General features: G+C 67.0%; 23 protein-coding genes and 1 tRNA gene. 13 read left to right on the plus strand and 11 right to left on the minus strand.

Going from position 1 to position 24,195, the window contains the following annotated elements; translation table 11 throughout:
• Nucleotides 1-88 precede the first annotated feature (88 nt).
• Nucleotides 89-1,075, plus strand: a complete 987-nt coding sequence (locus tag ACZYZF_RS14355; RefSeq protein WP_463747689.1) for an NAD-dependent epimerase/dehydratase family protein — start codon at nt 89-91, stop codon at nt 1,073-1,075.
• 51 nt (nt 1,076-1,126) lie between these two features.
• Here ACZYZF_RS14355 and ACZYZF_RS14360 read toward each other — a convergent pair whose 3' ends face one another.
• Entirely contained in the window at nt 1,127-1,909 is a 783-nt protein-coding gene (locus ACZYZF_RS14360) for a cutinase family protein (RefSeq protein WP_463747688.1), read from the minus strand.
• A 187-nt stretch (nt 1,910-2,096) separates the two neighbouring features.
• On the opposite strand from ACZYZF_RS14360, the gene ACZYZF_RS14365 reads away from it, so the two are divergent.
• The 4 genes from ACZYZF_RS14365 to ACZYZF_RS14380 all read left to right on the plus strand — a co-directional run bounded on the left by ACZYZF_RS14365 (nt 2,097) and on the right by ACZYZF_RS14380 (nt 6,215).
• Entirely contained in the window at nt 2,097-2,969 is an 873-nt protein-coding gene (locus ACZYZF_RS14365; RefSeq protein WP_463747687.1) for a carbohydrate ABC transporter permease, read from the plus strand.
• Nucleotides 2,956-3,768, plus strand: a complete 813-nt coding sequence (locus ACZYZF_RS14370; RefSeq protein WP_463747686.1) for a carbohydrate ABC transporter permease — start codon at nt 2,956-2,958, stop codon at nt 3,766-3,768. The genes ACZYZF_RS14365 and ACZYZF_RS14370 overlap by 14 nt, the downstream gene beginning before the upstream one ends.
• Nucleotides 3,769-3,841: 73 nt before the next feature.
• Nucleotides 3,842-5,167: an ABC transporter substrate-binding protein gene (locus ACZYZF_RS14375; RefSeq protein ID WP_463836050.1), complete on the plus strand. Its 1,326-nt coding sequence runs from the start codon at nt 3,842-3,844 to the stop codon at nt 5,165-5,167.
• A 52-nt stretch (nt 5,168-5,219) separates the two neighbouring features.
• The gene (locus tag ACZYZF_RS14380; RefSeq protein ID WP_463836052.1) at nt 5,220-6,215 is read left to right on the plus strand and encodes a DUF4349 domain-containing protein; all 996 of its coding nucleotides are present in this window, start codon (nt 5,220-5,222) and stop codon (nt 6,213-6,215) included.
• Here ACZYZF_RS14380 and ACZYZF_RS14385 read toward each other — a convergent pair.
• Together ACZYZF_RS14385 and ACZYZF_RS14390 are read right to left on the minus strand one after the other, a co-directional pair.
• A complete protein-coding gene (locus tag ACZYZF_RS14385) occupies nt 6,105-6,947 on the minus strand; it encodes an energy-coupling factor transporter transmembrane component T family protein (RefSeq protein WP_463836054.1) in 843 nt (280 codons plus the stop codon). The two genes, ACZYZF_RS14380 and ACZYZF_RS14385, sit on opposite strands and share 111 nt — an antisense overlap.
• Nucleotides 6,944-8,995, minus strand: a complete 2,052-nt coding sequence (locus ACZYZF_RS14390) for an ABC transporter ATP-binding protein (RefSeq protein ID WP_463836055.1) — start codon at nt 8,993-8,995, stop codon at nt 6,944-6,946. Before ACZYZF_RS14390 ends, ACZYZF_RS14385 begins: the two co-directional genes overlap by 4 nt.
• A gap of 105 nt (nt 8,996-9,100) precedes the next feature.
• Between ACZYZF_RS14390 and ACZYZF_RS14395 the strand changes: the two genes are divergently transcribed.
• Genes ACZYZF_RS14395 through ACZYZF_RS14405 form a run of 3 tightly spaced genes read left to right on the plus strand, consistent with a single transcriptional unit; the run spans nt 9,101 to nt 11,546 of the window.
• Nucleotides 9,101-9,577, plus strand: coding sequence for a MarR family winged helix-turn-helix transcriptional regulator (locus ACZYZF_RS14395; protein WP_463836057.1), 477 nt, complete (start codon nt 9,101-9,103; stop codon nt 9,575-9,577).
• Nucleotides 9,578-9,595: 18 nt separating this feature from the next.
• On the plus strand, nt 9,596-10,819 hold the full coding sequence (locus ACZYZF_RS14400; RefSeq protein WP_463747680.1) for an MFS transporter: 1,224 nt from the start codon (nt 9,596-9,598) through the stop codon (nt 10,817-10,819).
• 49 nt (nt 10,820-10,868) lie between these two features.
• On the plus strand, nt 10,869-11,546 hold the full coding sequence (locus ACZYZF_RS14405; protein ID WP_463836059.1) for a YoaK family protein: 678 nt from the start codon (nt 10,869-10,871) through the stop codon (nt 11,544-11,546).
• Nucleotides 11,547-11,649: 103 nt separating this feature from the next.
• Here the strand turns inward: ACZYZF_RS14405 and ACZYZF_RS14410 are convergent, their stop codons facing one another.
• From ACZYZF_RS14410 to ACZYZF_RS14420, 3 genes are read right to left on the minus strand one after another with little or no spacing between them, the layout of a single operon-like run.
• Complete coding sequence (locus tag ACZYZF_RS14410; RefSeq protein WP_463836061.1) at nt 11,650-12,159, minus strand: hypothetical protein; 510 nt, start codon at nt 12,157-12,159, stop codon at nt 11,650-11,652.
• A gap of 6 nt (nt 12,160-12,165) precedes the next feature.
• Nucleotides 12,166-13,227 carry an esterase-like activity of phytase family protein gene (locus tag ACZYZF_RS14415; protein WP_463836063.1) on the minus strand — a complete coding sequence of 354 codons (1,062 nt, stop codon included), beginning with the start codon at nt 13,225-13,227 and terminating at the stop codon, nt 12,166-12,168.
• On the minus strand, nt 13,227-13,961 hold the full coding sequence (locus ACZYZF_RS14420; RefSeq protein ID WP_463747676.1) for a VIT1/CCC1 transporter family protein: 735 nt from the start codon (nt 13,959-13,961) through the stop codon (nt 13,227-13,229). The genes ACZYZF_RS14415 and ACZYZF_RS14420 overlap by 1 nt, the downstream gene beginning before the upstream one ends.
• Before the next feature lie 96 nt (nt 13,962-14,057).
• Between ACZYZF_RS14420 and ACZYZF_RS14425 the strand changes: the two genes are divergently transcribed.
• Nucleotides 14,058-15,980, plus strand: coding sequence for an acyl-CoA dehydrogenase family protein (locus ACZYZF_RS14425; protein ID WP_463747675.1), 1,923 nt, complete (start codon nt 14,058-14,060; stop codon nt 15,978-15,980).
• A gap of 6 nt (nt 15,981-15,986) precedes the next feature.
• Here the strand turns inward: ACZYZF_RS14425 and ACZYZF_RS14430 are convergent, their stop codons facing one another.
• Complete coding sequence (locus tag ACZYZF_RS14430) at nt 15,987-16,478, minus strand: LppP/LprE family lipoprotein (protein WP_463747674.1); 492 nt, start codon at nt 16,476-16,478, stop codon at nt 15,987-15,989.
• A gap of 135 nt (nt 16,479-16,613) precedes the next feature.
• Here ACZYZF_RS14430 and ACZYZF_RS14435 point away from each other — a divergent pair, with 135 nt between their 5' ends.
• Complete coding sequence (locus ACZYZF_RS14435; protein ID WP_209914806.1) at nt 16,614-16,928, plus strand: hypothetical protein; 315 nt, start codon at nt 16,614-16,616, stop codon at nt 16,926-16,928.
• A gap of 22 nt (nt 16,929-16,950) precedes the next feature.
• Here the strand turns inward: ACZYZF_RS14435 and ACZYZF_RS14440 are convergent.
• Nucleotides 16,951-17,023: transfer RNA gene (locus ACZYZF_RS14440), tRNA-Asn, on the minus strand.
• A gap of 192 nt (nt 17,024-17,215) precedes the next feature.
• On the opposite strand from ACZYZF_RS14440, the gene ACZYZF_RS14445 reads away from it, so the two are divergent.
• The gene (locus ACZYZF_RS14445) at nt 17,216-17,479 is read left to right on the plus strand and encodes a hypothetical protein (RefSeq protein WP_039321988.1); all 264 of its coding nucleotides are present in this window, start codon (nt 17,216-17,218) and stop codon (nt 17,477-17,479) included.
• 3 nt (nt 17,480-17,482) lie between these two features.
• Here the strand turns inward: ACZYZF_RS14445 and ACZYZF_RS14450 are convergent, their stop codons facing one another.
• Nucleotides 17,483-17,791 carry a DUF7155 family protein gene (locus ACZYZF_RS14450; protein WP_463747673.1) on the minus strand — a complete coding sequence of 103 codons (309 nt, stop codon included), beginning with the start codon at nt 17,789-17,791 and terminating at the stop codon, nt 17,483-17,485.
• A 62-nt stretch (nt 17,792-17,853) separates the two neighbouring features.
• Nucleotides 17,854-19,767 carry a DNA primase gene (gene dnaG, locus ACZYZF_RS14455; RefSeq protein WP_463747672.1) on the minus strand — a complete coding sequence of 638 codons (1,914 nt, stop codon included), beginning with the start codon at nt 19,765-19,767 and terminating at the stop codon, nt 17,854-17,856.
• 59 nt (nt 19,768-19,826) lie between these two features.
• Here dnaG and ACZYZF_RS14460 point away from each other — a divergent pair, with 59 nt between their 5' ends.
• Entirely contained in the window at nt 19,827-20,810 is a 984-nt protein-coding gene (locus ACZYZF_RS14460) for a sensor domain-containing protein (protein WP_463747671.1), read from the plus strand.
• Nucleotides 20,811-20,814: 4 nt separating this feature from the next.
• Here the strand turns inward: ACZYZF_RS14460 and ACZYZF_RS14465 are convergent, their stop codons facing one another.
• Nucleotides 20,815-22,089 carry a deoxyguanosinetriphosphate triphosphohydrolase gene (locus ACZYZF_RS14465; protein ID WP_463836064.1) on the minus strand — a complete coding sequence of 425 codons (1,275 nt, stop codon included), beginning with the start codon at nt 22,087-22,089 and terminating at the stop codon, nt 20,815-20,817.
• Between the two features lie 59 nt (nt 22,090-22,148).
• Here ACZYZF_RS14465 and ACZYZF_RS14470 point away from each other — a divergent pair, with 59 nt between their 5' ends.
• Nucleotides 22,149-24,182: a TPM domain-containing protein gene (locus ACZYZF_RS14470; RefSeq protein ID WP_463836066.1), complete on the plus strand. Its 2,034-nt coding sequence runs from the start codon at nt 22,149-22,151 to the stop codon at nt 24,180-24,182.
• Nucleotides 24,183-24,195: the final 13 nt, after the last annotated feature.

The raw sequence follows: 24,195 nt of genomic DNA on the forward strand, positions 1-24,195 counted from the left end.
CGGCACGGAGGCTGAGCCGACCAAACGGCACGGAGGCTGAGCCGACCAAACGGCTTCCCTGCCGCGCTAGACGGACTAGCTTGGCGTCATGCGAGTGTTGGTCACCGGCGGGACCGGATTTGTGGGCGGTTGGAGCGCGAAAGCGATTGCCGACGCCGGTCATTCCGTTCGCTTTCTGGTGCGCAATCCGGACCGGCTGCAGACCAGCGTCGCCAAGCTCGGGGTCGACGTCTCCGACCATGTCGTCGGCGACATCACCGACCGCGATTCGGTCATGCGCGCACTGGAGGGCTGCGACGCTGTGCTGCACAGCGCGGCGTTGGTGGCCACCGATCCGAGCCAGACCGCGCAGATGATGAGCACCAACATGGACGGTGCGCGGAATGTGTTGGGCGGCGCCGCGGAACTCGGCCTCGATCCGATCATCCACGTCTCGAGCATCACCGCGCTGTTCAACCCCGATGTTGACACTCTGGAAGCGGACCTGCCGGTGTTCGGCGGGACCGACGGGTACGGGCGGTCCAAGGCACAGGTCGAGATCTATGCCCGCGGAATGCAGGACGCCGGCGCGCCGGTGAACATCACCTATCCCGGCATGGTCATGGGCCCGCCGGTCGGCAATCAGTTCGGCGAGGCCGGCGAGGGGGTTGCCGCCGCACTGCAACTCGGAGCGATTCCCGGTCGCAGCGCCGCCTGGACCATCGTCGACGGTCGTGACCTGGCCGCCCTGCATGTCGCGCTGCTGGAACCCGGGCGCGGACCCCGCCGCTACATGGCCGGAGGCCATCGCATTCCGGTGGACCAACTGGCCAAGCTGCTCACCGAGGTGGGCGACAAGACCATGTTCGCCGTCCCGGTTCCCGACACCGTGCTGCGCGTCGCCGGACAGGTGCTCGACCGGATGGGGCCGTTTCTGCCGTTCCAGACACCGTTCACCGAAGCCGGGATGCAGTACTACACGCAGATGCCGGCTTCCGACGACTCACCGAGCAAACGCGATTTGGGCATCACCTACCGTGATCCGCGAATCACCTTGGCTGACACCGTCGCCGGGTTCCGAGGCCTCGAGCGCTGACGGCCGGAAGCGGTGTGCCCGCTTCCGGCCGTCTGACTTGTTCAGTTGGCGTCAGTTGGTGCCGGCCTCGCCGGCGGTCTGCACCACCGTCGCCGCCGGAGCGCCGCCACCCAATTGGCGGGCCGCGAAATCGGCTGCCTGGACTGCCATTCCGTTGTCCTTGTAGGAGCTGTGGGCGGCACGATTCAGTCCGCCGGGAAAGCAGATCGGGTCACCGGGGGCGCACAGCTGGATCGTCTTGGCCACGTACGGCGCACCGATGACGATGGGTGGTGCGCTGCGGTCGGCCAGGCCCAGAACCCACTCGTCGGGGGTTCCGAACAGCGCCACGGCCGCGATGTGTGAGGTGACCGATGCCGGCATCGGTCCGCTGATGCTCGCGGGCAGGACATATCCGGCGGGAACGTTACTGGCGGTGGTGTACCCCGCCACCGCGGCGCCCTGCGAGTAACCGCCCAGCACGATCTTGGTCGCCGGGCACGTCGCGGCGATCGACTGGATCCGGTTGCTCGCGTCGGCGATGCCGTCGGCCGCCTGGCCGAAGTTCAGCGATGCCGGGTAGTTCACCCCGTACACGTCAACGGTCTTCCCGGGCAGGTCGGCGGTGAGCGCGTCGACGAATGCCTGTCCGGTCGCGCCCACACCGGGCGCCTCGTTGGTGCCGCGGGCGAACACGACCTCGACGTCGGAGCATCCGTCGGCAGCGTTGGCCGAGGCGATCGGGCCGGCCAGCGAACCGAACACGATCGCGACCAGAGCGAGTGCAGTAAAGATCGCGGACTGTGCCACCGTGGAGATCACGCTGCCCTTTCGGGCTGGTTGCGCTGTGCTCATGAGATAACCCCCGGTCATTCTGTTGCTGTTACCAGCTACAAGCGCAAAGCCGGGACTTCGATTCCGCAGCGGTCAAGTGATGTACGTCATCTGCGCAAATTGCACCGTCCGGGATGACGCCGAGGCATTTGGACGTTGAAGGTGCCCACCGTGGCCCCTGTGGCTCACGAACCGCTTTAATGACTCGATGGCCACCTCGCGTGTCCGCACGACTGCACTGGGATATGCGCTTGTCGCCCCCAGCCTGTTCGGCGTCGTCACCTTCCTGTTGCTGCCCATGCTGGTAGTGCTCTGGCTGAGCCTGCAGCAGTGGGATCTGCTGGGCCCGATCAAGTATGTGGGGCTGGACAATTGGACGTCGGTGCTCACCGATTCGTCGTTCGCCACCTCGCTGGGGGTGACACTGCTGTTCGTGCTGCTGGTGGTGCCGACGCAGACCGTGCTGGGGCTGATCGCGGCGTCGCTGCTCGCCCGGGGACTGCCGGGCACCGGGTTCTTCCGCACCGTGTACGTGCTCCCGTGGATCTGCGCACCACTGGCCATCGCGGTGTTGTGGAAATGGATCCTGGCCCCCACCGACGGGGCGCTGAGCACCGTGCTGGGCCGGCCCGTCGAGTGGCTCACCGACCCGGGACTCGCCCTGCCGGTCGTGTCCGCGGTGGTGGTGTGGACCAATGTCGGCTACGTGACCCTGTTCTTCCTGGCCGGCATCCTCAACATCCCCGCTGATGTGCACAACGCCGCCCGCACCGACGGCGCCACCGACTGGCAGCGGTTCCGTCACATCACCCTGCCGATGCTGCGCCCGACGATGTTCTTCGTGCTGGTCACCGGAATCGTGAGCGCCGCACAGGTATTCGACACCGTGTACGCGCTGACGGCAGGCGGACCGCAAGGTCGCACGGACCTGGTGGCCCACCGCATCTATGCCGAGGCGTTCGGTGCGGCCGCGGTGGGCCGGGCCTCGGTGATGGCCATCGTGCTGTTCGTCATCCTCGTCGGCATCACGCTGCTCCAGCACGTCTACTTCCGTCGCAGGATCAGCTATGACCTCACGTAACGCACTGATCTACGTGGGCCTTCTGCTCGGCGCGGTGATCACGCTGCTGCCGTTCGGGCTCGGCTTGCTCACCTCGTTCACCTCGGCTGAGCAGTTCGCCACCGATCCCCCGTTGTCGCTGCCCACGCCCCCGACGCTGGAGAACTATGTTGGGCTGTCCGACGCCGGGTTCGGTCGCGCTTTTGTAGTAACTGCAGTGGTGACCTCGACTATCCTGCTGGGCCAACTGGTGTTCTCGGTGCTCGCCGCCTATGCCTTTGCCCGGCTGCGGTTTCCCGGACGCGACGCACTGTTCTGGATCTACATCGCGACGCTGATGGTGCCCGCGACAGTGACCGTGGTGCCTTTGTATCTGATGATGGCCGAGGCGGGATTGCGCAATACCTTCTGGGCGCTGGTGCTGCCGTTCATGTTCGGCTCGCCCTACGCGATCTTCCTGCTGCGCGAGTACTTTCGCTCGATTCCCGGAGATCTGATCAACGCAGCCCGCCTCGACGGTGCCCACACCCTCGACGTGATCGCCCACGTGGTGGTGCCGGCCAGTCGCCCGATCCTGGTCACCCTGGCGTTGATCACCGTGGTGAGCCAGTGGAACAACTTCCTGTGGCCGTTGGTGATCACCAGCGGCAGCAAGTGGCAGGTACTGACGGTCGCGACGGCCGGTCTGCAGACGCAGTACAACGCGCAGTGGACGCTGGTCATGGCCGCCACCACGGTGGCGATCGTCCCGCTGATCGTGTTGTTCGTCGCATTCTCGCGCAACATCGTCCGCTCGATCGTGGTGACGGGCATCAAATGATCGCCGAGATCTACACCAGGGCTGTGAAACCGCCTCCGCAACGACCCTCACGTCGATCTCGCGGGTGGCGACCATGAGGCGCTCCAGTCTGCTGGCCGCCGGCCTGGCACTCACCATGGCCGTCTTGCTGGTCGCCGCCGTGCTGCTCGGCCGCACCACCGAACCCGAGGGCCGCACCGTGGTGACCGTGCGCCTGTGGGACTCACAGGTCGCGGCGGCCTACCGGGAGTCTTTTGCCGAGTTCAGCAAGGAGCATCCCGATATCGAGGTGCGGGTCAACACCGTCGCCTACTCGTCCTACTTCGACAGCCTGCGCACCGATGTGGCCGGCGGCAGTGCCGAGGACATCTTCTGGCTCTCCAACGCCTACCTGGCCGGATATGCCGACAACGACCGGTTGCTGGACATCGGGCAGACCTTGGGCACCGACGCCGCCCTGGCCTGGGAGCCTTCGGTGGTCGACCAGTTCACCCGCAACGACGCCCTGTGGGCCGTTCCGCAGCTGACCGATGCCGGTATCGCGGTCTACTTCAACGCCGACCTGATCGACACCGCCGGGGTGGACCTCGCCGACCTGACCACGCTGCGGTGGTCGAACGGGCCCGATGACACCCTGCGGTCGCTGGCGGCCAGGCTGACGGTCGATGAACAGGGCCGCACGGCCGGCACCGAGGGTTTCGACGCAGGCCGGATCCGGCAGTGGGGCTACAACGCCGCCAATGATCTGCAGGGCATCTACCTCAACTACATCGGCTCGGCGGGTGGCATCTTCAACATCGGAGACCGTTTCGCCTTCGACAACCCGCAAGCCGTCGAGGCCTTCACGTATCTGGTCCGGATGATCAACGACGATCACGTCGCCCCACCGGCGTCGGCCACCAACAACAACGGGGACTTCTCCCGCAACACCTTTCTGCAGGGCCGCATGGCGCTGTTCCAGTCCGGCACCTACAACTTGGCCGCCATTGCGAATCAGGCCCGGTTCCGGTGGGGCGTGGTCATGCTGCCGGCCGGCCCCAAAGGCCGGGTCAGTGTGACCAACGGCATTGCTGCAGCGGCCAACTCGGCCACGCACCATCCTGCTGCGGTGCGCGAGGTGCTGAACTGGATGGGTAGCAAGCGCGGCAACGAATTCCTCGGCGCGGGCGGTGCCGCCATCCCGGCCGTGCTGGCAGCCCAGCCTGTCTACCACGATTACTGGAAGACGCGCGGCGTTGATGTCAGCCCGTTCTTCCGGGTGCTGCGGGGGCCGCGGATCCCAGCGCCGGGCGCGGCCGGCTTCCCCGCCGGATATCAGGCCCTCAAGCCATATTTCGACGAGATGTTCCTGGGCCGCCGCGATGTCGAGAAGTCGCTGGCCGACGCCCAGTGGGCGGCCAACACCGCCGCAGCGCGCTGACCGCGGGCAGCGATTAGCCTCTGCCATCCGGTACATCGCTTACATTGGGCTGATGCCCCAGCACACCAGTGCATCCCGCCACCGCCGCTTGACGGTGGCCCTGATTGCCGCGGCCACGCTGGCCTTCGCTCCGGCCTGCGCGGCCGGACACTCTCCCAATTCCTCGGCGCCGGCCGCCCCGCTTAATGACGCCGGATTCGCCCCGGCGGCGCCGGCACCCGAAAGCGGCCCGGGCATGAAGAACGCGCCGATACCGGCTGAGGTCAAGCGCGACATCGTCAAGACCGCGTCGATGACGATCACCACCGGCAACCCGGCCGCAATGGCCGACAAGGCGGTGGCGCTCGCCGCCGACGCCGGCGGCCGGGTGGACAGCCGCTCCGAGGACGCCGGCTCCAGCTCCGGGCGCGCACACATCTCACTGGCATTACGCGTCCCGGCCGCCAAGCTTGAGGGCACCCTCGACGAGTTCAAGAAACTCGGCACGGTACAGACCGTCGAGGTCCGCTCTGACGATGTGACCTCGCAGCGCGTCGATCTCGATGCCCGCATCAAGGCATTGCAGACTTCGGTGGACCGGCTGCTCGGGATCATGCGCGACGCCAAGGACCCCGAGGCGTTGATCAAGGCCGAGGACGCCTTGTCGCAGCGCCAGGCCGATCTCGACAGCCTGCGTGCACAGCGCACTCAGCTCGGCGACCAGATCGACTACAGCACAGTTAATCTCGACATCACCGCCGAGCAGATCGGTGGGCCCACCCCGCAGTATCAGGGGTTCTGGGGCCAGGTCGAGCGCGGCTGGCACGGCTTGGTGTCGGCGGCTTCCGGGTTCGTGATGTTGTTCGGCCTGCTGCTGCCGTGGCTGGCGGCCTTCGTCATTGCGGCCGTGATCGTCTACGTAGTCATCCGGCTGACCAGGTCGCGCCCCGCGCAGCCTTCAGCGACGGGGCAGGCTGGTGGGCAGGACGGTGAGCTCCAGGGCCAGGGCAGTGCCGCAGACCAGAACGAGGATGGTGAAGGCGATCCAGTCGCGCGCCCTGGGCCGTGACGGCACCGCCGAGATCTGGCCCGCACCACCGCGTGCGGTGATGGCGTCGCCCATCTCGTCGCCGCGGCGCAACGCCACGGTGACGGCAGCGGCGAGCAGATCTACCAGATTGGCCACCCGTTGTCTGCGCCGCGCCCGGAACGTCTCGGCGGGTTCGACCGGGCGCAGCCGGTGCGCCGCGTACAAGGTACGGAACTCGTCGATCAGCATCGGGAAAGCCCGCAGCGCCAACGCAATCGTCACCGCCCAGTCGTGCACGGGGATGCGCAGCAGCCGCAGCGGACGGCCCAAGGTGGCCACCGCCGGGGCGACGTCGGCGACATTCGTCGTCCAGGACACGAGCGCGCCGAGCCCGAGCAGCACGATCGCCAGTGCAGTGACCCGCAGGAAGTTGAGCAGCCCGCCCAAGCCAATCTGTACCGAGCCGATGTCGATTACCGGGGAGCCGCCGGCCAGCGCGGCGAGCGCCCCGCCGAGCGCCAGCAGGATCCACAAGAAGTACGGGATCGACGGCAGCACGCCACGCGGAATGTGCGCCAGCTTCGCGGTCACCAGAACCAGCGCCGCGACGGCGGCGATCGGCACCCATCCGGGATAGAAGGTCAGCAGCACACCGATACCCGCCACGGAAAGCAGTTTGGTGCCGGCCCACAACCGGTGGATGACTGTGTCGCCGGGAACCGGACGCAACAGCACGACCGGTTTGCGTTGTCCTCGGGTCGGAGCGGTCATCGGGCACCTTTGGCGGTCGTCGGGGCAAGCGCGAGTTCACCGCGGCGCAGGTGCAGCGTGCGTGGGCAGAGGCTCTCCAGGCCGGTGAAGTCATGCGAGATGACGACGACCGTGAGCCCGTTGTTGTGCCGCAGATCCTCGAGCAACCGCAGCAGCCCCCGTTGGCTGGCGGCGTCCAGTCCGGCCAGGGGCTCGTCGAGGATCAGCGCGCGTGGCGAGCGGGCCAACAGCCCGGCCAGCACGACACGACGCATCTGACCGCCCGAGAGCTGGTCGATGCGGCGCTCCGCCAGTGCCGCATCCAGACCGACCATCTCCAGTGCACGCGCGATCTTGTCGTGCTCACGCGTCGAGAAGCCTGCGGCCGATGCGATTTCGCGCCCGACGGTGCTGCGCATCAATTGCAGGCGGGCAGCTTGGAACGAGATCGCCACCGAGCCCACCTGCTGTGCCACCGGTACTCCGTCGAGCAGGCATGCGCCGTAGGTGGGCACGGTCAGCCCGGCCATGATCCAGGCCAGGGTTGATTTTCCGGAACCGTTCAGGCCGTGGACCAGCACTCCGTCACCCTCGTTGACGGTGAAGGTGATGTCACGCAAAGCCGTTTTCGCCCAAGGGGTTCCGCTGGCGTATTCGTGTCCGACGCCGGTCAACTCCAGCACCGGCGCAGCACTGGGAGCGGCACGCGTCACTTCCAGGGGGACGGCCGACGTCTGCACCATGTCGGTGTTGTCGGCGGTGCCGCCGTTGCCGCTGAGCTTCACCGTACGGTCGGCGGAATCGGCCTCGTCGTTGTAGTGCGTGATATGCACCAGTGACATCTGATGATGATCGGTCAGCCCGGACAGGACGCTCATCAAAGTGTCGCGGCCCTGTTGGTCCACCATGCTGGTGACCTCGTCGGCGATCAGCAGCGAGGGTTCGCGGGCCAGCGCCGCGGCTACGGCCAGCCGCTGCAGTTCGCCACCGGACAATCCCCCGGTGTCACGTTCGGCGAGCCCGTCAAGCCCCACTTCGGCCAGGAGACGCTCAACGTCGGCGGTCGCGCCGGCGGGCAGTCCCCACACCACGTCGTCGGCCACCCGCGTGCCCAACACCTGGCTTTCCGGGTGCTGCATCACCACTGCGGTGCCGCCGATGCGCCCCAGTCCCACGGCGCCGGCCCGCTCGATGCTGCCCGAAGTGGGTCGGCGCCCGGCCAGCATCAGCATGAGCGTGGTCTTGCCCGAGCCGTTCGGTCCGGTCACCGCGACATGCTCGCCGGGCTGGAATTCCATCGACACCGGGCCCAGCGCGTCGCGCTCGACGCCCGGGTACCGGAACCGCACGTCGGTGAGCCGCGCCGGAACGGGGGCGACGGTGCCGTGCACGTTGTCGCTTTCGGTGTCGGCATCGAGTTTGTGCACATCCGGGACCCCGAGTAGTCGAGCCAGGATTCGCGAGAGCGCCCACCAGCCGATCATGCTGACCGAGGTGATACTGGTGATGCCGAGGAACAACATCAGCAGCGGCCAGTAGTCCAGCATCGTGGCGAAGATGGTCCGCAGCGGTTCGGCGGCCACGTCGAGCACCGGGATGCGCTCGAGTACTTTGGCCATCCCTTCGATGCCCGCGCTCAGTGAGTCGAAGATGAGGCTGCGCAGTCGGGTCAGCACGGTCAGCGCCACCACGATCGCCGACCCGAACAGCGCGCCGGCCACGATCGCCGCGCCGAATGCCGTCGCGGTGCCTCGACCGCGACGCTTGACCACACCGGTCAGTCCGCCGATGTAGGCGCAGTCGACGACCGTCATCAGTCCGCCCATGCCGGCGATCAGGAAAGCGATGGTGCCGGCAGCGACGGTGGCCGCAAGCAGCACCCTCAGCCGGTAGCGGTAGGCAAGCAGGCCCATCGGCACCGTTCCCAGCACCGAGAGCCCGCCTGCGAACGGCACCACCACCGCGATGATCGCGGTGGCCGCACACAGCGCAGCCATCACCGCGGCCTGTGCAAGCTCGCCTGGGGTGAGGCCGCGCCGAGGCGTCGTCGCCGGGGGTATCGCGGTCATCGTTCGATTCTGCCAGCCGCGATCGTCGGCGTCGGCTGCCCGTTGTGTGAGCGACAGCACGACGAGCAGCTAGACTACATAGTGAATCTATGTAAATATGGAGGCATGCCGACCCCGACCGAGGATGTCACGGTAACCGACGAATCCGAGCTTGGCGCCGACCTGCTGTCGGTCGTCGCCCGGTTGAACCGACTCGCCACCCAACGCGCCCGCCTGCCGCTCCCCTGGGCTCAGGCCCGGTTGCTGTCCACCATCGAGGACCAGGGCGAGGCCCGCATCTCCGACCTCGCATACCTCGACCACTGCTCGCAGCCGACCATGACCACCCAGGTTCGCCGTCTGGAGGACGCCGCCCTGGTGTCCCGCACCACCGATCCCGGCGATGCCCGCGCGGTGCTGATCCGGATCACCGAGCAGGGCCGGCAGACCCTCGAGCAGGCCAGGGCGGACCGTGCCGCGGCGATCAACCCGAGGCTCGAACGGCTCACCGCCGAGGAACGCCGGACGCTGGCAGCCTCCGTCGGCATCATCCGCCGGTTGCTCAGCGACGTCGACGAGCGTCCCCTCTCACCCGAAAACTAGTTAGGAGTTACCGCCCTGATGTGGCGCCAACCCAAGGCCGTATGGGCCGTCGCTTTCGCCTCCGTCGTCGCCTTCATGGGCATCGGACTGGTCGATCCGATCCTCAAACCGATCGCCGACAACCTCGGCGCCTCTCCGTCGCAGGTGTCTCTGCTGTTCACCAGCTACATGGCGGTGATGGGCGTAGCGATGCTGATCACCGGCGTGGTGTCCAGCCGCATCGGCCCCAAGCGCACGCTGCTGCTCGGCCTGGTGATCATCATCGCCGGCGCCGGTCTGGCCGGGATGAGCGACTCTGTCATGGAGATCGTGGGCTGGCGCGCACTGTGGGGCCTCGGTAACGCCCTGTTCATCGCGACCGCGCTGGCCACCATCGTCAACTCCGCCAAAGGCTCTGTGGCACAAGCCATCATCCTCTATGAAGCGGCACTCGGCCTGGGCATCGCGATCGGCCCGCTGGTCGGCGGCGTACTCGGCTCGATCTCCTGGCGCGGTCCGTTCTTCGGCGTCTCGGCGCTGATGGCCTTCGCCCTGGTGATCACCGCGTTCCTCCTACCGGCCACCCCGCGGGCCGAACATGCCACCACGTTGGCCGACCCGTTCCGGGCGCTGCGCCACCGGGGGCTGTTGGGCGTCGCGATCACCGCACTGCTCTACAACTTCGGCTTCTTCACCCTGCTGGCGTTCACGCCCTTCCCACTGGACATGACCGCCCACCAGATCGGGCTGATCTTCTTCGGCTGGGGCCTGGCGTTGGCGTTCACCTCAGTCGTGGTCGCACCACGGCTGCAACACCGCTTCGGCACCGTGCGCGTGCTCATCCTCAATCTGCTCGCGTTCACCACGGTGCTGGCCGTGATGGCGGTCTGGACGGATTCCAGGACCGTCCTGGCGTCGTGTGTCGTGATCGCCGGTCTGTTCATCGGCATCAACAACACGCTCATCACCGAGACCGTGATGAAGGCCGCGCCCGTCGAGCGCGGCGTGGCCTCGGCGGCCTACAGCTTCCTGCGCTTCGGCGGTGCCGCCGTCGCCCCATGGCTGGCCGGGGTGCTCGGCGAGCAGGTCAGCGTGCACTTGCCGTACTGGGTAGGCGCGGGCGCCGTGCTGGCCGGTGCCGGCGTGCTGTTCATGACGCGGCCGCACCTGACCGGGATAGACGTCGAGGAAGACACGGCGGAAACCGAGATCGACGAGCTGACCGACGAGGCGACAGCGGTCACCGTGGGTTCCGACAGCTGACGGGCGATTCCCGCCCGGAGCGGCCGCGACGCTCCCCACAATGGGTGACATGTCGCAACAGTTCGACGGCGAGGCCCGGTTGTCGTGGATTCTGGCCGGCCTCGCCGGAGTGCTGGGGGCAGCGGCGTTCACCCATTCCGCGGGATACTTCGTCACCTTCATGACCGGCAACACCGAGCGGGCATTTCTCGGGCTGTTCCAAGGCGAAGAATGGCTGGCGATCGGTGCGGCATTGCTGATAACTGCCTTTGTGGGCGGAGTGGTGATCGCTTCCTTGTGTCGCCGCCATCTGTGGGTCAACCATCCCCATGGCGCGACGGTGCTGACCACGCTTGCGCTGGTGGTGTCCACCGTGGTCGACCTCATCGAGCGCGGCTGGACGGCCCGCGATGTTCCTTACGTCCCAATCCTGTTCGTGGCCTTCGGTATCGGCGCCCTCAACACGTCGTTCGTCAAAAACGGCGAGGTGTCGATCCCGCTGAGCTACGTGACCGGGACGCTCGTCAAGATGGGGCAAGGTATCGAACGCCACATCAGCGGAGGCCAACTGAGCGATTGGCTCGGATATTTCCTGCTGTGGGCCGGGTTCGCCGGTGGCGCCATCGTCGGGGGCTTCATCAGCGTGGTGGTCAGCGGATCTCAGATGCTGTTGGTGGCCACCTTGGTCTGCGCGATCACCGCGGGCTACACGTACTTCTACTTTGATCGCCACGCGCTGTTGAAGTAGCGGGTACTTTCGCGACGTGTTCACGTTCGTAACGTGGTGGCGGAGAAACGCGCTCGCGACCGCCGCCGGGTTACGAACACGAGTCCCGCTAGAACCCATACGGTCAGATGTGCCGATGCGCCCAACGCACCGGGTGCCCTAGTGCGGCGCCCACCAACTCCAACTGCTCGTCGGTCATGTTGTACACAGGGTTTCGCACGCTGACCGACCAGGAAGCGAACCCTTGGGGCCAGTCGTATACCAAATCGTTGAGTGACGTCTCCGCGCCACAACACGGCGTCGTCACATCCAGTGGCCAAAACCCAGCGCTCTCGGTCCAAACGCGGTCAAGTTGCGCGACCCACCACTCCATGTTGCCCGGATTTTCGCCGATCAGGTCTCCGCACGCGGGGCAGTTGATCGTCTGAACCCCTGCGCCGGCATCTTCCAACACCACCCGCCCGGGCCGGTTCGCCTTGACCTCGTCGCTATCGCCCATGAGCACCTCGAACACGGCACGTGCCGCGTCCTCGCGTTCAGCATTGGGCGTCCATCGCGGGTCGGTCGGAAACACGACATACCATTCATCGCTCACGAAACGATCATCCAGCACACCAGAGGCGCCCCAGAGCACGAATTCTCACAACGCGAACAACAGGAACTGCGTCACCTGGGTAGGCGAGAAATTGTCGTCGCTGACGGCGATCACGGACTGCCGTCCATCAGGCAGCTTGGGGCCCAACGTGATTCCCTCGATATTGTCCAGCGGCACCAGACCGGGCGTGCTGGTCAGATCCGCGAGCAGGGTCTTGGTCATCTCGGTGGAGCCCTCGACGACGGAAGCCAGATAGATCCGCACTGCCACGTGGGTGCCGAAGCCACGCTCGACCACCAGAAAGCTGCTGTTGTCGAGGGCGACCAGATCTGACAACCCGTTGTCGCCGCCCGGCCCGGCACCGACCGGGTCCAGCGGGTAGGCGTACTGGCCGTCGACCGCCCCGGACTCCGCATCGATGCGGATCACGCGAGTCCATGCACCGTGCTGTTCATCGGGTGGCGGGCCGTCGTCGTATCCAGGTCCCTCCATGGCCGCCCACAGATACCGTCCATCCGGTGTCAGCGTGAGCCCCTCCAACGCGCTGTTGCGGCGCGGGCCGTGTTCGCCGGCAGACATCCGCAGGGCCTCGGGCAGCGCGAACTCGCCGAGGAAGCTGCCGTCGAGCCCGGCGGTTCGCACCCACGGGTCCAGCAGGACCGGAACGCCGGGTCCCTCGACCCGCCGCTCCCCCTCGCTGGTCCAGTACAACCGCTGTCGACGCGCATCGAAGGCGATCGCCTCGGGGTCCGGGGGGACCACCGGCGGGACCGCATCGATATCCAGCGGCCGGAACGCTTGCGCGTCACGGTTCAGCCACGGATGGGTGCCGACGAACTCGATGCCGCCGATACCGTTGTCCGACAACGTGATCCGCGCTGCGTAGAACCGCGCCGGACTCTTGGCGGAGCGGTCGTCGCTGACGATGTAGTACAGATCGGCGGCCGGGTCGTAACTGATCCCCGACAATCCGCCGATCACCGTGCCGTCCAGCAGCGCGGCAGAGGCAATCTGGCGTTGGCCGAGGAACTCGAAGCCCGACGCGGCACGCGCGGGGGTGCAACCGGCCAGAACCAGGAGCCCGGCCGCCAGGATTCGGTACAACATCAGGTGATGACGGCGCCGACCAGGATGCCGACGGCGTAGGTGGCCGCGATCGCGATGGCTCCGAACACCAACTGCCGCACTCCGGCGATGGCCACCGGCTTACGGGTGAACCTGGCCGCCACCGCACCGGCGATCAACAGGCCCAGCCCACCGCAGGCCAGCCCGGCCCACAACGACTCGAAGCCCAGCAGATACGGGATGAGCGGAACGATCGCACCGATCGCGAACAGCACAAAGGACGAAGCTCCGGCCACCCACGGTGACGGCTTCTCCCGGGGGTCCACCCCCAGCTCCTGCACGAGGTGAAAGTTGACGGCCCGATTCTCGTCGCGGTGGATCTCCCCGCTGGCTTTCGCCGCCGTCTCGGGCGTCATCCCCATCTCCTGGAGCATGGCCACGAGTTCGGCCTGCTCGGCCTGCGGGTTCTTGTGGAACGACCGACGCTCGACGCTGACCTCGGAATCGACCTGCTCGTTGGCGGTGGTCACCGAGGTGTATTCGCCGAGAGCCATCGAGAAGGCACCGGCCAGCAGTCCTGCCACGCCGCTGAGCACCACTGTCTGGGCCGAGGCGCTGGCCCCGACACCGGCGATCAACGCGGTGTTGCTGACCAGACCGTCCATCGCGCCGAAGGTCGCCGCACGAAGCCAGCCTCCGGTCACATCGGCATGCCGGTGATAGCTCACATGCGGCAAGCCGGTGGGAGACAGCGACTTACCGACCGACTCCGGCATGGCGCCAGTCTTGCGCGGCAGGGTCTCGCTTGTCCAGGAAGGTTTGCCTTCGTTGCAACGCACCCACCCCGACGGCCGAACGCGTTACCGTCGGGTATGACCTCCACTGCCGAGCATCTGCGAAACACGCTGGACGGTCGCTGGCGCGACGTCAAGAACGCCATGCGGACCACGCTGTCGGACGAGATCTTCCGGCCGCATTACACCCCCAACACCGCCATCGCCCGGGCCAAGGTGACCGAGCAACTCAAGATCATGGCGGCGGCCGGGGCCGCCGAAGACGGCTTCCGGAAGGAGCACGGCGGCAACGGCAATGTCGGCGCGGCCATCACCCAGATCGAGATGCTGGCCATGAGCGACCTGTCGCTGATGGTGAAGGCCGGGGTGCAATGGGGCCTGTTCGGCGGTGCCATCGAGAATCTCGGGACCGAGCGCCACCACAAGGCCTACGTGCGTCGGCTCATCGACCTGGACCTGCTCGGCTGTTTCGCGATGACAGAGACCGGTCATGGCAGCGATGTGCAATCGCTGGAGACCACCGCCACCTACGATGCGGCGACCCAGGAATTCGTCATTCACTCCCCCACCCCCAACGCGCGCAAGGACTACATCGGCGGCGCCGCTGAGACCGCCAGGGTTGCAGCGGTTTTCGCACAACTCATCACGCCCGACGGCGAAGGGCACGGGGTGCACTGCCTGGTGGTGCCGATCCGTGACGACATGGGGAACGACATGCCCGGGGTGACGACGTCGGACTGCCATTACAAGGGCGGCCTGCCCGGCGTCGACAACGGCCGCATCGTGTTCGACCACGTGCGCGTTCCGCGGGAGAACCTGCTCAACCGCTATGCCGACGTCGCCCCCGACGGCACCTACAGCTCACCGATCGAGAACCCGGGCCGGCGGTTCTTCACGATGCTGGGCACGCTGATCCGCGGCCGGGTCACCGTCGCCGGCAGCGCAGCAGCCGCGGCCCGGGTCGCCCTCGACATCGCCACCCGGTATGCGTTGGAACGCAGGCAGTTCGAGGCGCCCAAGAGCACCGAGGAAGTTCTGATCATGGACTACCTCGTGCATCAGCGCCGGCTGCTACCGCTGATCGCCAAGTCCTACGCCCTGCAGTTCGCCCAGAACGAACTGGTGGCCAAATGCCATGAGTTGCAGACCTCCGACGATCCCGATGCCGAGGAGCAACGGGAACTGGAGGCCCGCGCGGCAGGCCTGAAAGCCGCCAACACCTGGCATGCCAGCCACTCCATCCAGGAGGCTCGCGAAGCCTGTGGCGGCGCAGGCTATCTCGCCGAGAACCGGCTGATCGCCCTGCGCGCGGATACCGATGTGTTCACCACCTTCGAGGGCGACAACCATGTGCTGACCCAACTGGTGGCCAAGGAACTGCTCACCGCCTACGCCGACGACATCAAGGGCATGAGCCCCGTCGAATGGGTCCGGTTCGCGGCCAACTACGCCGGTGAGCGGGTCCTCAAACGCACTGCCGCGGAGACCATCATCCAGACCGTCCTGGACACCCGCCAGGACAACGAGGAGGAAGGCAGCCTGTTCAACCGCGGCACCCAGGTCAAGATGTTCGAGGACCGCGAGGAGTACATGCTGGCCTCGGTGGCGCGGCGGCTGCAGGGCAAGGCCAAGGAGATGTCGGCCTTCGACGCGTTCAACTCCGTACAGGACCACGTGCTGCATGCCGCCCAGGCACACATCGACCGGGTGATCCTGGAGGCGTTCGTCGCGGGTATCGACGCCTGCGAGGACGACACGGCCCGCGAGCTCCTCGACGACGTCTGCGATCTGTACGCGCTGTCGGTGATCGAGGGCGACAAGGCCTGGTTCATCGAGCACCGCTACCTGTCCACCGAACGTGCAAAGGCCGTGACACGTGGGATCAACGAGCGCTGTCGCGCACTGCGTCCGCACGTCGAGACCCTCGTCGACGGGTTCGGCATCCCCGAGCAGTTGCGCTACGCGGCGATGCTCGACCCCGCCGAGCTGATCAACGGCTGAGGCGCCTCAGGGCTTCGGAATCGGGTCGACGGCAACGAGTTTGCCGTCGTCCCCGATCCGGAACCGCACGGTGGCGATACCGGTTGGCGATGTGGGCGAGTCATGGCCCTGCTGCCACTGGTAGTTCACCACCACGGTGTCATCGGCGTTGGTCACCACGTTGATGTAGGGCCGGGGCTCCGGGGTGGCCGGGCCGAGCGGGGTCTGCCGGTCGAAGAAAAGCAGCTGCCCGGCGCTGTTCGGCTCGGGGTTGGTCTGGCCCACCTGCACCCAGTACAAGCGGCAGTTCGTGGTGTGTCCGGTGCCGATCTGAGTCCACTGCCGACCCGCTGCCGGGGCCGGCAGCTTGGCGATCTGATCGGCGACCGTGTCGGCGTTGGGGCCGTCGGTCGGTGCGCAGGTATCCGGCTTCGGAGGCGGCGCGGATGACGGTTTCCAGCCGCATCCAACCGCGAGTAGACCGACGAAGGCGACGATGGCGATCAGCCGTGGGTACACACCTCGAGGGTAGCGAATCAGACCGGCTTAGTGAGCGGGCTGACGACGGCGCGTCGATAGGCGACACTGTGTGCGATCCGACTCACGATCCGTCGGAGCGCACCGCTCGCACCACTTACCCCCAAGGAGACACTGATGGCTTGGTTCCTCGCGATGGAAGGCCCCGCCAACAAGGCCGTCCTGTACCAACTGCAGGAATCAGTCAACGTCCAACAGATCGCGGAGGAGATGGCCAGCGCGGCCACCCTCGATCGCGCGGTACCCGTCCCGGCCGTGCTGGCGAACAACAGGCAACAGGTGACGGTGTACGTGCGGCCGGCGGCCTGGGGTGTGTGGACGTTCTATCAACTGACCGACGAGGAACGAAATGCCCTCGCGTCGGCATCCAATCCACTGGTGGAGGCGCTTACCCAGGCGGCGCGTCAGGCGCAGGCCCGGCCCCAGTCCTGAGGCCGAGGTTCAAGAGAACTTGCTCCCCCGATTGGACTCGAACCAATAACCGCCCGATTAACAGTCGGGAGCTCTGCCAATTGAGCTACAGGGGACTACCTTCCGCGGAAGCTCCGCGGCCGAGCGTTGACTCTAGCGCACGGACCGCCGCTGCCGCCAATGCGCTCCCGGACGGGCGCGTCGGGGCGAAGGTGAGGCAGGATGGAGGGCACTCATCTGTGCCTGGGAGGCACGTAGTTTTGGGGGGCACGTAGTTTTGGGAGGCACGTCGCTTTGGGAGGAACACTGTGATCCGCTATGCCGCCGTGATCGCCGTCGGCTACGTGCTTGGCGCCAAGGCCGGGCGACGCCGCTATGAGCAGATCGCCAGTACCTACCGCGCGGTGACCGCCAACCCGGCCACCAAAGCGGTGATCGACGCTGGACGGCGCAAGATCGCCAAGCAGGTCTCGCCGGATCCGCAGTTCCTCACGTTGACCCCCATAGACGCAGAAACGTCGGTGCTCGCCACGAAGGAGAGCACCGACGGTTCGGCAAAACGTACCTGGTAGGGCCTAGCCGATACCCTGATTGATCGACGTTCCCGGCAGCAGCGGACCGGTGACGAATCCGCCATTGCCGCCCGCGCCCACCCACGGTGTTCCCACGTTGGCCGGCATGCCGTTGGAGTAGGACAGGCACTTGCCGTCCTCTTTGTTGCCGAACCAGGCCAAGCAGGCCGGCTGTGCCGTGACCTGCGGGCCGCCCGTGGACCCTGTGTTGGACGCTGCGACGAACGCCGGGGCAGCCGCTGCGACCCCCGTGGCCAGCGCAAATGCGCCCACTGCGATGAACCGCCGCGTCCGCGTGCTGAACAATGTCACCAGGTCTGCCTCTCTTGCCTGACGGTGCCCGACTGCGCCTCACCCTATCGCGATGTGGGTGATCACGCAGTCAGGTCGTCGCCGCTGGCCTGTTCGAGCAGGCTGCGCCGGTAGGACTCCATGGCCACCAGGTCACCGAACAGGGCGTGATATTCGTCTCCCTGCTCCACCGGTGACATGCGTTGCAGCTTGGACTTCACCTCGGCGATCTGGCGACCCACCCAGACTTCCTGCAGGCGGGCCAGCACGCTGCTGATGTAGCGCGGCAACCGGTCGTCGTCCTCGACGTTGATGGCCTCCACGCCCAACTCGTTGATCAGGCCCGCCGCCGCCGGCGACGACGAAGACTGCTCGCGTACCGCCTCGATCCACTGGGCACCGGATTTGCCCGACGTCATGCCACCGGCCGCCTCGATCGCCGAACGCACCGCGGCGTACCCCGGATGAGTGAAGCTCTCCACGGTCAGCGAGTCGAAGACGGGCCCGGCGATCGCCGGATACTGCAGACCGGCCTTGAGCGCTTCGCGCTGCGGCCAGAGCGTCGGATCGGTCGGATCGGGGCGGCCGATGGGTGCGGCTACCGGGGTCTGTCTGGGTCTCGCCTGCTGCCCCGCGGGCTGACGCCGCGCGCCCTTGCGGCCACCACCGGCTTCCTCCCGCACCCGGCCGATCACCTGGGCGACGTTGTCCCAGCCGACCCAGCCGGCCAGCTGCCTGGCGTACTCGTCGCGCAGCGTCTGATCCTTGATCCGGGCCGCCACCGGCACGCAGTGCCGCAGCGCGGCCACCCGCCCCTCGGCGCTGTCCAGATCATATTCCGCCAGTGCACTGCGAATCACGAACTCGAACAACGGGGTTCGCCGCGCCACCAGATCCCGCAGGGCACCGTCACCGGAGCGCAGCCGCAGATCGCAGGGGTCCATTCCGTCGGCCGCCACCGCCACGAACGACTGTCCCGACAGGTTCTGCTCGCCTTCGAACGCCTTGACCGCGGCGGCCCGACCCGCGGCGTCGCCGTCGAACACGTAGATCAGCTCGCCGCGGAAGAAGTTGTCGTCCATCATCAGCCGGCGCAACATCGACAGGTGCTGCTCACCGAACGCGGTGCCGCACGAGGCCACCGCGGTGGTCACCCCGGCCTGGTGCATGGCCATCACGTCGGTGTAGCCCTCGACGACGACGGCCTGATGTCCCTTGGCGATGTCCCTCTTGGCGCGGTCCAGTCCGAACAGCACCTGCGACTTCTTGTAGAGCACCGTCTCGGGGGTGTTGACGTACTTGGCCTGGTTCTGATCGTCGTCGAACAACCGACGCGCGCCGAAGCCGATGGTCTCTCCCGAGGACACCCGGATCGGCCACAGCAGCCGCCGATGGAACCGGTCCATCGGCCCGCGTTTGCCCTCCCGGCTCAGCCCGGCCGCTTCCAATTCCTTGAACTCGAAACCCGAACGCAGCAAGTGCTTTGTCAGCTTGTCCCACCCCGACGGCGCGAACCCGCACCCGAACTGGGCGGCCGCAGCGGCATCGAAGTTGCGCTCGGTCAGGTACTTGCGCGCCTCGGTGGCCTCCTCCGAGGCCAGCGCCTCGGCGTAGAACTCCTGGGCGGCGGCATTCGCGGCGAGCAACCGGCTGCGACTGCCCCGGTCCCGCTGCACATTGGTGGTCGACGAGCCCGTGTAGGTGACGGTGTAGCCGACCCGGTCGGCCAACAACTCGACGGCCTCGACGAAGCTGACGTGCTCGATCTTCTGGATGAAGGCGTAGACGTCCCCGCCCTCGCCGCAGCCGAAGCAGTGGAAGTGACCGTGATTCGGCCGCACATGGAACGACGGCGACTTCTCGTCGTGGAACGGGCAGAGCCCCTTCATCGAGTCGGCCCCGGCCCTCCGCAACTGGACGTAGTCACCGACGACATCCTCGATGCGGACCTTTTCACGGATGGCCGCGATATCGCGATCTGAAATCCGGCCGGCCACCGACATAGTCTATGCGTGCGCGGAGGTCGCGTTACGCGGGTTGCTTGAGGGGGGTATCGGTGAGCTTTGGTGGATATGGCGGACCGCCGTCGGACCCGTTCGGCGGCGCGCCCTTCGGCGCTCCCGCCGGGCCGCCACCGGTCATCTCAGCGTCCGCGCCGCCTCCGCCGCAAGCCGAAACCAACAAACTGGCCACACTCTCGATCGTCTTCGCCTTCCTGTTCGCCCCCGCCGGTGCGGTGTTGAGTCATCTGGCGCTTTCACAGATCAAGAAGCGTCCGCAGAATGGCCGAAGTCGGGCCATCGTCGGGCTCACGCTGTCGTACGTCGTCATCCTCGTCGCCGTGGTGGCACTCGTTGCGTGGCTGACCGTTTCCTCGTCGGGCTCGCCGTCACGGACCACGCTGCCCGCCGGACCGACCGACCAGCAGTCCGTTCAGCAGTACCTGCTGACCGAACCCGAGGTCGACCGGGCGATGCAATCGGACTATCAGCTGATGAGCGATCTGACTGACAGCAACGGCGGTCTACGCCGAGCGAAGGTCACCTCGGATGCGCCGAATTGCGTCGGCGTGCCCTTCGCCGCGCAGAAGTCCAGCTACGAATCCGCACAGGAGGAGGCCTTCGCCGGCACGGTATGGCGGTGGGGCCCTTCGCTCGGGCCCGCGATGTTCGTAATTCAGAACGTCATCGCCCTGCCCGATGTCGCGTCGGCTCAGACGCTGTTCGACGAGTTTTCCGAGATTTGGAAGAGCTGCGAAGGCAAGACGGTGGCGGAGACCGTATCCGACGCGAAGCTGAACTCGACCCGCACCATCAACGAGGTACGGGCCACACCGGAGACGCTCTTCGCGTTCATCGACAACAAAAACAATCTCGATCACAGCGTCGACAGCTACAAGCGGGTGACGCGTGCCATTGCGCTGCAGCGCAACTACATCGTCGACCTCGAAATCCGCGGCTGGCGCGACCGGGAAACCAAGCAGACGCTGGACGGCCGGACCAACGATGTGCTCAAGGCGATCGTCGAGAAGATCGGCTGAGAGCTCAACCCAACGGCCGGGGCGAACGTGCCTCGTGCACCCGTTCCAGCCGACTCTCGGTGTAGGACGCGATCTGGTCGACCACCACGCGCAACCGGGCGCCGTCGTCGGCGGCCAGGTCGAACTCGGGCGCGAACTGCGGGTCCAGGCTGCTCGGGGCCTGTGCCCACAGCGCCAGGGCGACTTCGTGGACGAGCGTGCGCTGATCAGCCTGGATCTGCAGGTGACGGTGGTCGGACATGATGAACTGCAATGCGAGCATCTTGAGCAGCACCACCTCGGCGCGCACCAGCGGCGGGACGGTCAGGTCGGCATCAAAACGACGTAGCGGTCTCGGCCCGGCAACTGCCCGGGTCTGCGTGATCGCCGCATTGGCAAACCGCCCGACGAGTTCACTGGTCAACGTCTTCAGTGCGACCGAGGACGCCAGAGTTCCGTCGTACTTTCCCACCGCGGCCACCACCGGCACGTGCGACAGCCGCTCGGCGGCCGCCAGCAGATCGTCGTGCGTGACGCTGGAAAAGTTCTTGGCACCCAGGTCCGCCAGCGAGGAAGCCGCATCGGGATCGCCGAGCACCCGCAGATCGATGCGCCCGGAGATGACCCCGTCCTCGACGTCGTGCACGGAATAGGCGACGTCGTCGGCCCAGTCCATCACCTGGGCCTCCAGGCACGGTCGCTCGGCGGGCGCGCCGGCGCGCACCCATTCGGCGGCCTCGGCGTCATCGTCGTAGAAGCCGTATTTTCTACGGGTGCCGAAGCTGGGCCACGGATACTTCGCCACCGCGTCCAGCGCGGCCCTCGTGAGGTTGAGCCCGGCCGAACGACCCTCGGCATCAAGCACTTTGGGCTCCAGCCGAGTGAGTATCCGAAAGTTCTGGGCGTTGCCCTCGAACCCGCCGAAAGGTTTCGCGATCTCGTCGAGCGCGCGCTCGCCGTTGTGTCCGTAGGGTGGGTGCCCGATGTCGTGGGCCAAGCCGGCCAGGTCCACCAGGTCGGGATCGCAGCCCAACCCGATCGCCATGCCGCGCCCGATCTGGGCCACCTCCAGCGAGTGGGTCAGCCGGGTGCGCGGGGTGTCGCCGTGCCGTGGTCCGACGACCTGCGTCTTGTCTGCCAGCCGCCGCAGCGCCGCACTGTGCAACACGCGGGCCCGATCACGGGCGAAGTCAGTGCGGTGCTCGGTGTCGGTGCCGGGCAGCGCAGCACCCTTGGCCGACTCGACCACCAGACGTTGCCGGTCGAAGTCGTCATACCAGGCCTGCGTATCCCCGTTCACCGACGCACAGTCTGCCAGGAACCGACGCGACGACCTCGCGGCGCACTAGATTGACGGTCATGCGTATCGCCCGTCTGCTGTCCATGCTGCTCGCGATCCTGATGACCGGACTGCTGGCGGCCCCCGGCGCCGCCGCCGAGCCGCCGTTGCGGTTGGCCACCCAACTCACCGACAACGCCGGGGCCTTGTCGGCATCTCAGCGCGCCAATGTGGAACGTGCCATCGACAGGCTCTACGACGACCGCCACATCAAGTTGTGGGTGGTCTTCACAGAGGATTTCTCGGGCCAGGGCCGGGACGACTGGGCCCGGAACACCATGCGGCTGAGCGATTTCGGTGACGACGACGCGCTGCTCGCGGTCGCGACGGTGGACCGGGCGTTCGCATTCCAGGTGCCCTCGACGGTAAGCGGCGCGGCACGCGCCGACGAAATCCGGACCGACAGCATCACCCCGGCCCTGCGTCGCGAGGACTGGGCCGGCGCGGCCATCGCCGCCGCGAACGGCTTGAACGCCAATCCTCCTGCCACATCGGCAGGAGACGGGATCTCGTGGCCGTCCATGCTGATCGCCCTGGGCGTGGTGCTGGTGCTGGCCGGGTTGCTGTGGTGGTGGTCTCGCCGGCGCCGGGCCAAGCGCCGCCACGCCGAGTTCGAGGCCGCCAAGCGGGTCGATCCCACCGACGCCAACGCGTTGGCGTCGGTGCCACTGGAGGCGCTCGATGAGCTGTCCCGCTCGATCGTGGTCGATGTCGACAATGCCGTCCGCACCAGTGACGCTGAGCTGGAACTGGCCATCGAGGAGTTCGGCGCCAAACGAACCGAACCGTTCAGCGCGGCCCTGGAGAATGCGAAGAAGGCGCTGGCCCAGGCCTTCACCGTGCGCCAGACGCTCGATGACGACGCCCCCGAGACACCGCTGCAACAGCGGGAACTGCTGACCAAGGTGGTGGTGTCGGCCGCCAGAGCCGACCGCGAACTGGACGCCCAGAGCCAGGCCTTCGAGCAGCTGCGCGATCTGGTGATCAACGCCCCAACCCGGCTCGACGGCATGACCCAGCAGATGGTCGACCTGACCGCCCGCATCGAACCGTCCAGCCAGACACTGGGCAACCTGCACTCCCAATTCGACTCCACCGCACTGAGTTCGGTGTCGACCAATGTGGATACCGCCAAGGAACGGCTGGCGTTCGCCGACCGCAGCATCACCACCGCGCGCAGCCTGGTATCCCGGCCGGCCACCGATCAGACCGCACTGGTGGATGCGGTGCGCTCGGCGGAGTCCGCCCTCGATCAGACCCGGACCCTCCTCGACGCGGTCGACAGCGCGGCGACCGACATCAACCGGGCCCTGGCCGGTCTGCCCGCGGCGATCACCGATATTCAGGCCGGTATCGACCAGGCGAATTCGCTTCTGGGGCAATCCGGTACACCGCAGGCCGACAATCTGAGTGCGGCGCGTGACGCGGCGACGAAGGCTGCCGACGAAGCTACGGCCAATGGCAAGGCCGACCCACTGGGAACCTTCACGCGACTGACCAAGGCCGACGCCGAACTCGACCAGCTGCTTGCCGGCGTCCACGAACAACAGGAAGCCGCCGAGCGGCTGGCCCGCGCCCTGGAGCAGGCGCTGTTCACCGCCCAGTCACGGATCAAGGCGGTGTCGGACTTCATCGAGACCCGGCGCGGCAGCATCGGACCGGAGGCCCGCACCCGGCTGGCCGAGGCACAGCGCCAACTTCAGGCCGCCGAGGCCAAGCGCGCCTCGAATCCGAATGAGTCCGTTGCACACGCGAATGGAGCGTCGACGCTGGCCGCGCAAGCGCAGGGCCTGGCCAACGATGACGTCCGCTCCGCGCAACGTTCCTACACCTCGCAGTACGGCGGCGGTGGCGGGTCCGACATGGGCGCGGTGCTCGGGGGCATCCTGATCGGCAACATCCTGCGCGGCGGGGGTGGCGGTTTCGGCGGTGGCTTCGGCGGAGGGTACGGGGGCGGCTTCGGCGGTGGCCGCGGCATGGGCCGCCCGACGTCGTACGGCGGGTCGTCACATTCGTCGGGCCGCAGCTACAGCGGCGGTGGCGGCCGGTTCTGATTGGTCACTTTCT

It is taken from the genome of Mycobacterium sp. IDUB_24 (assembly GCF_055419385.1).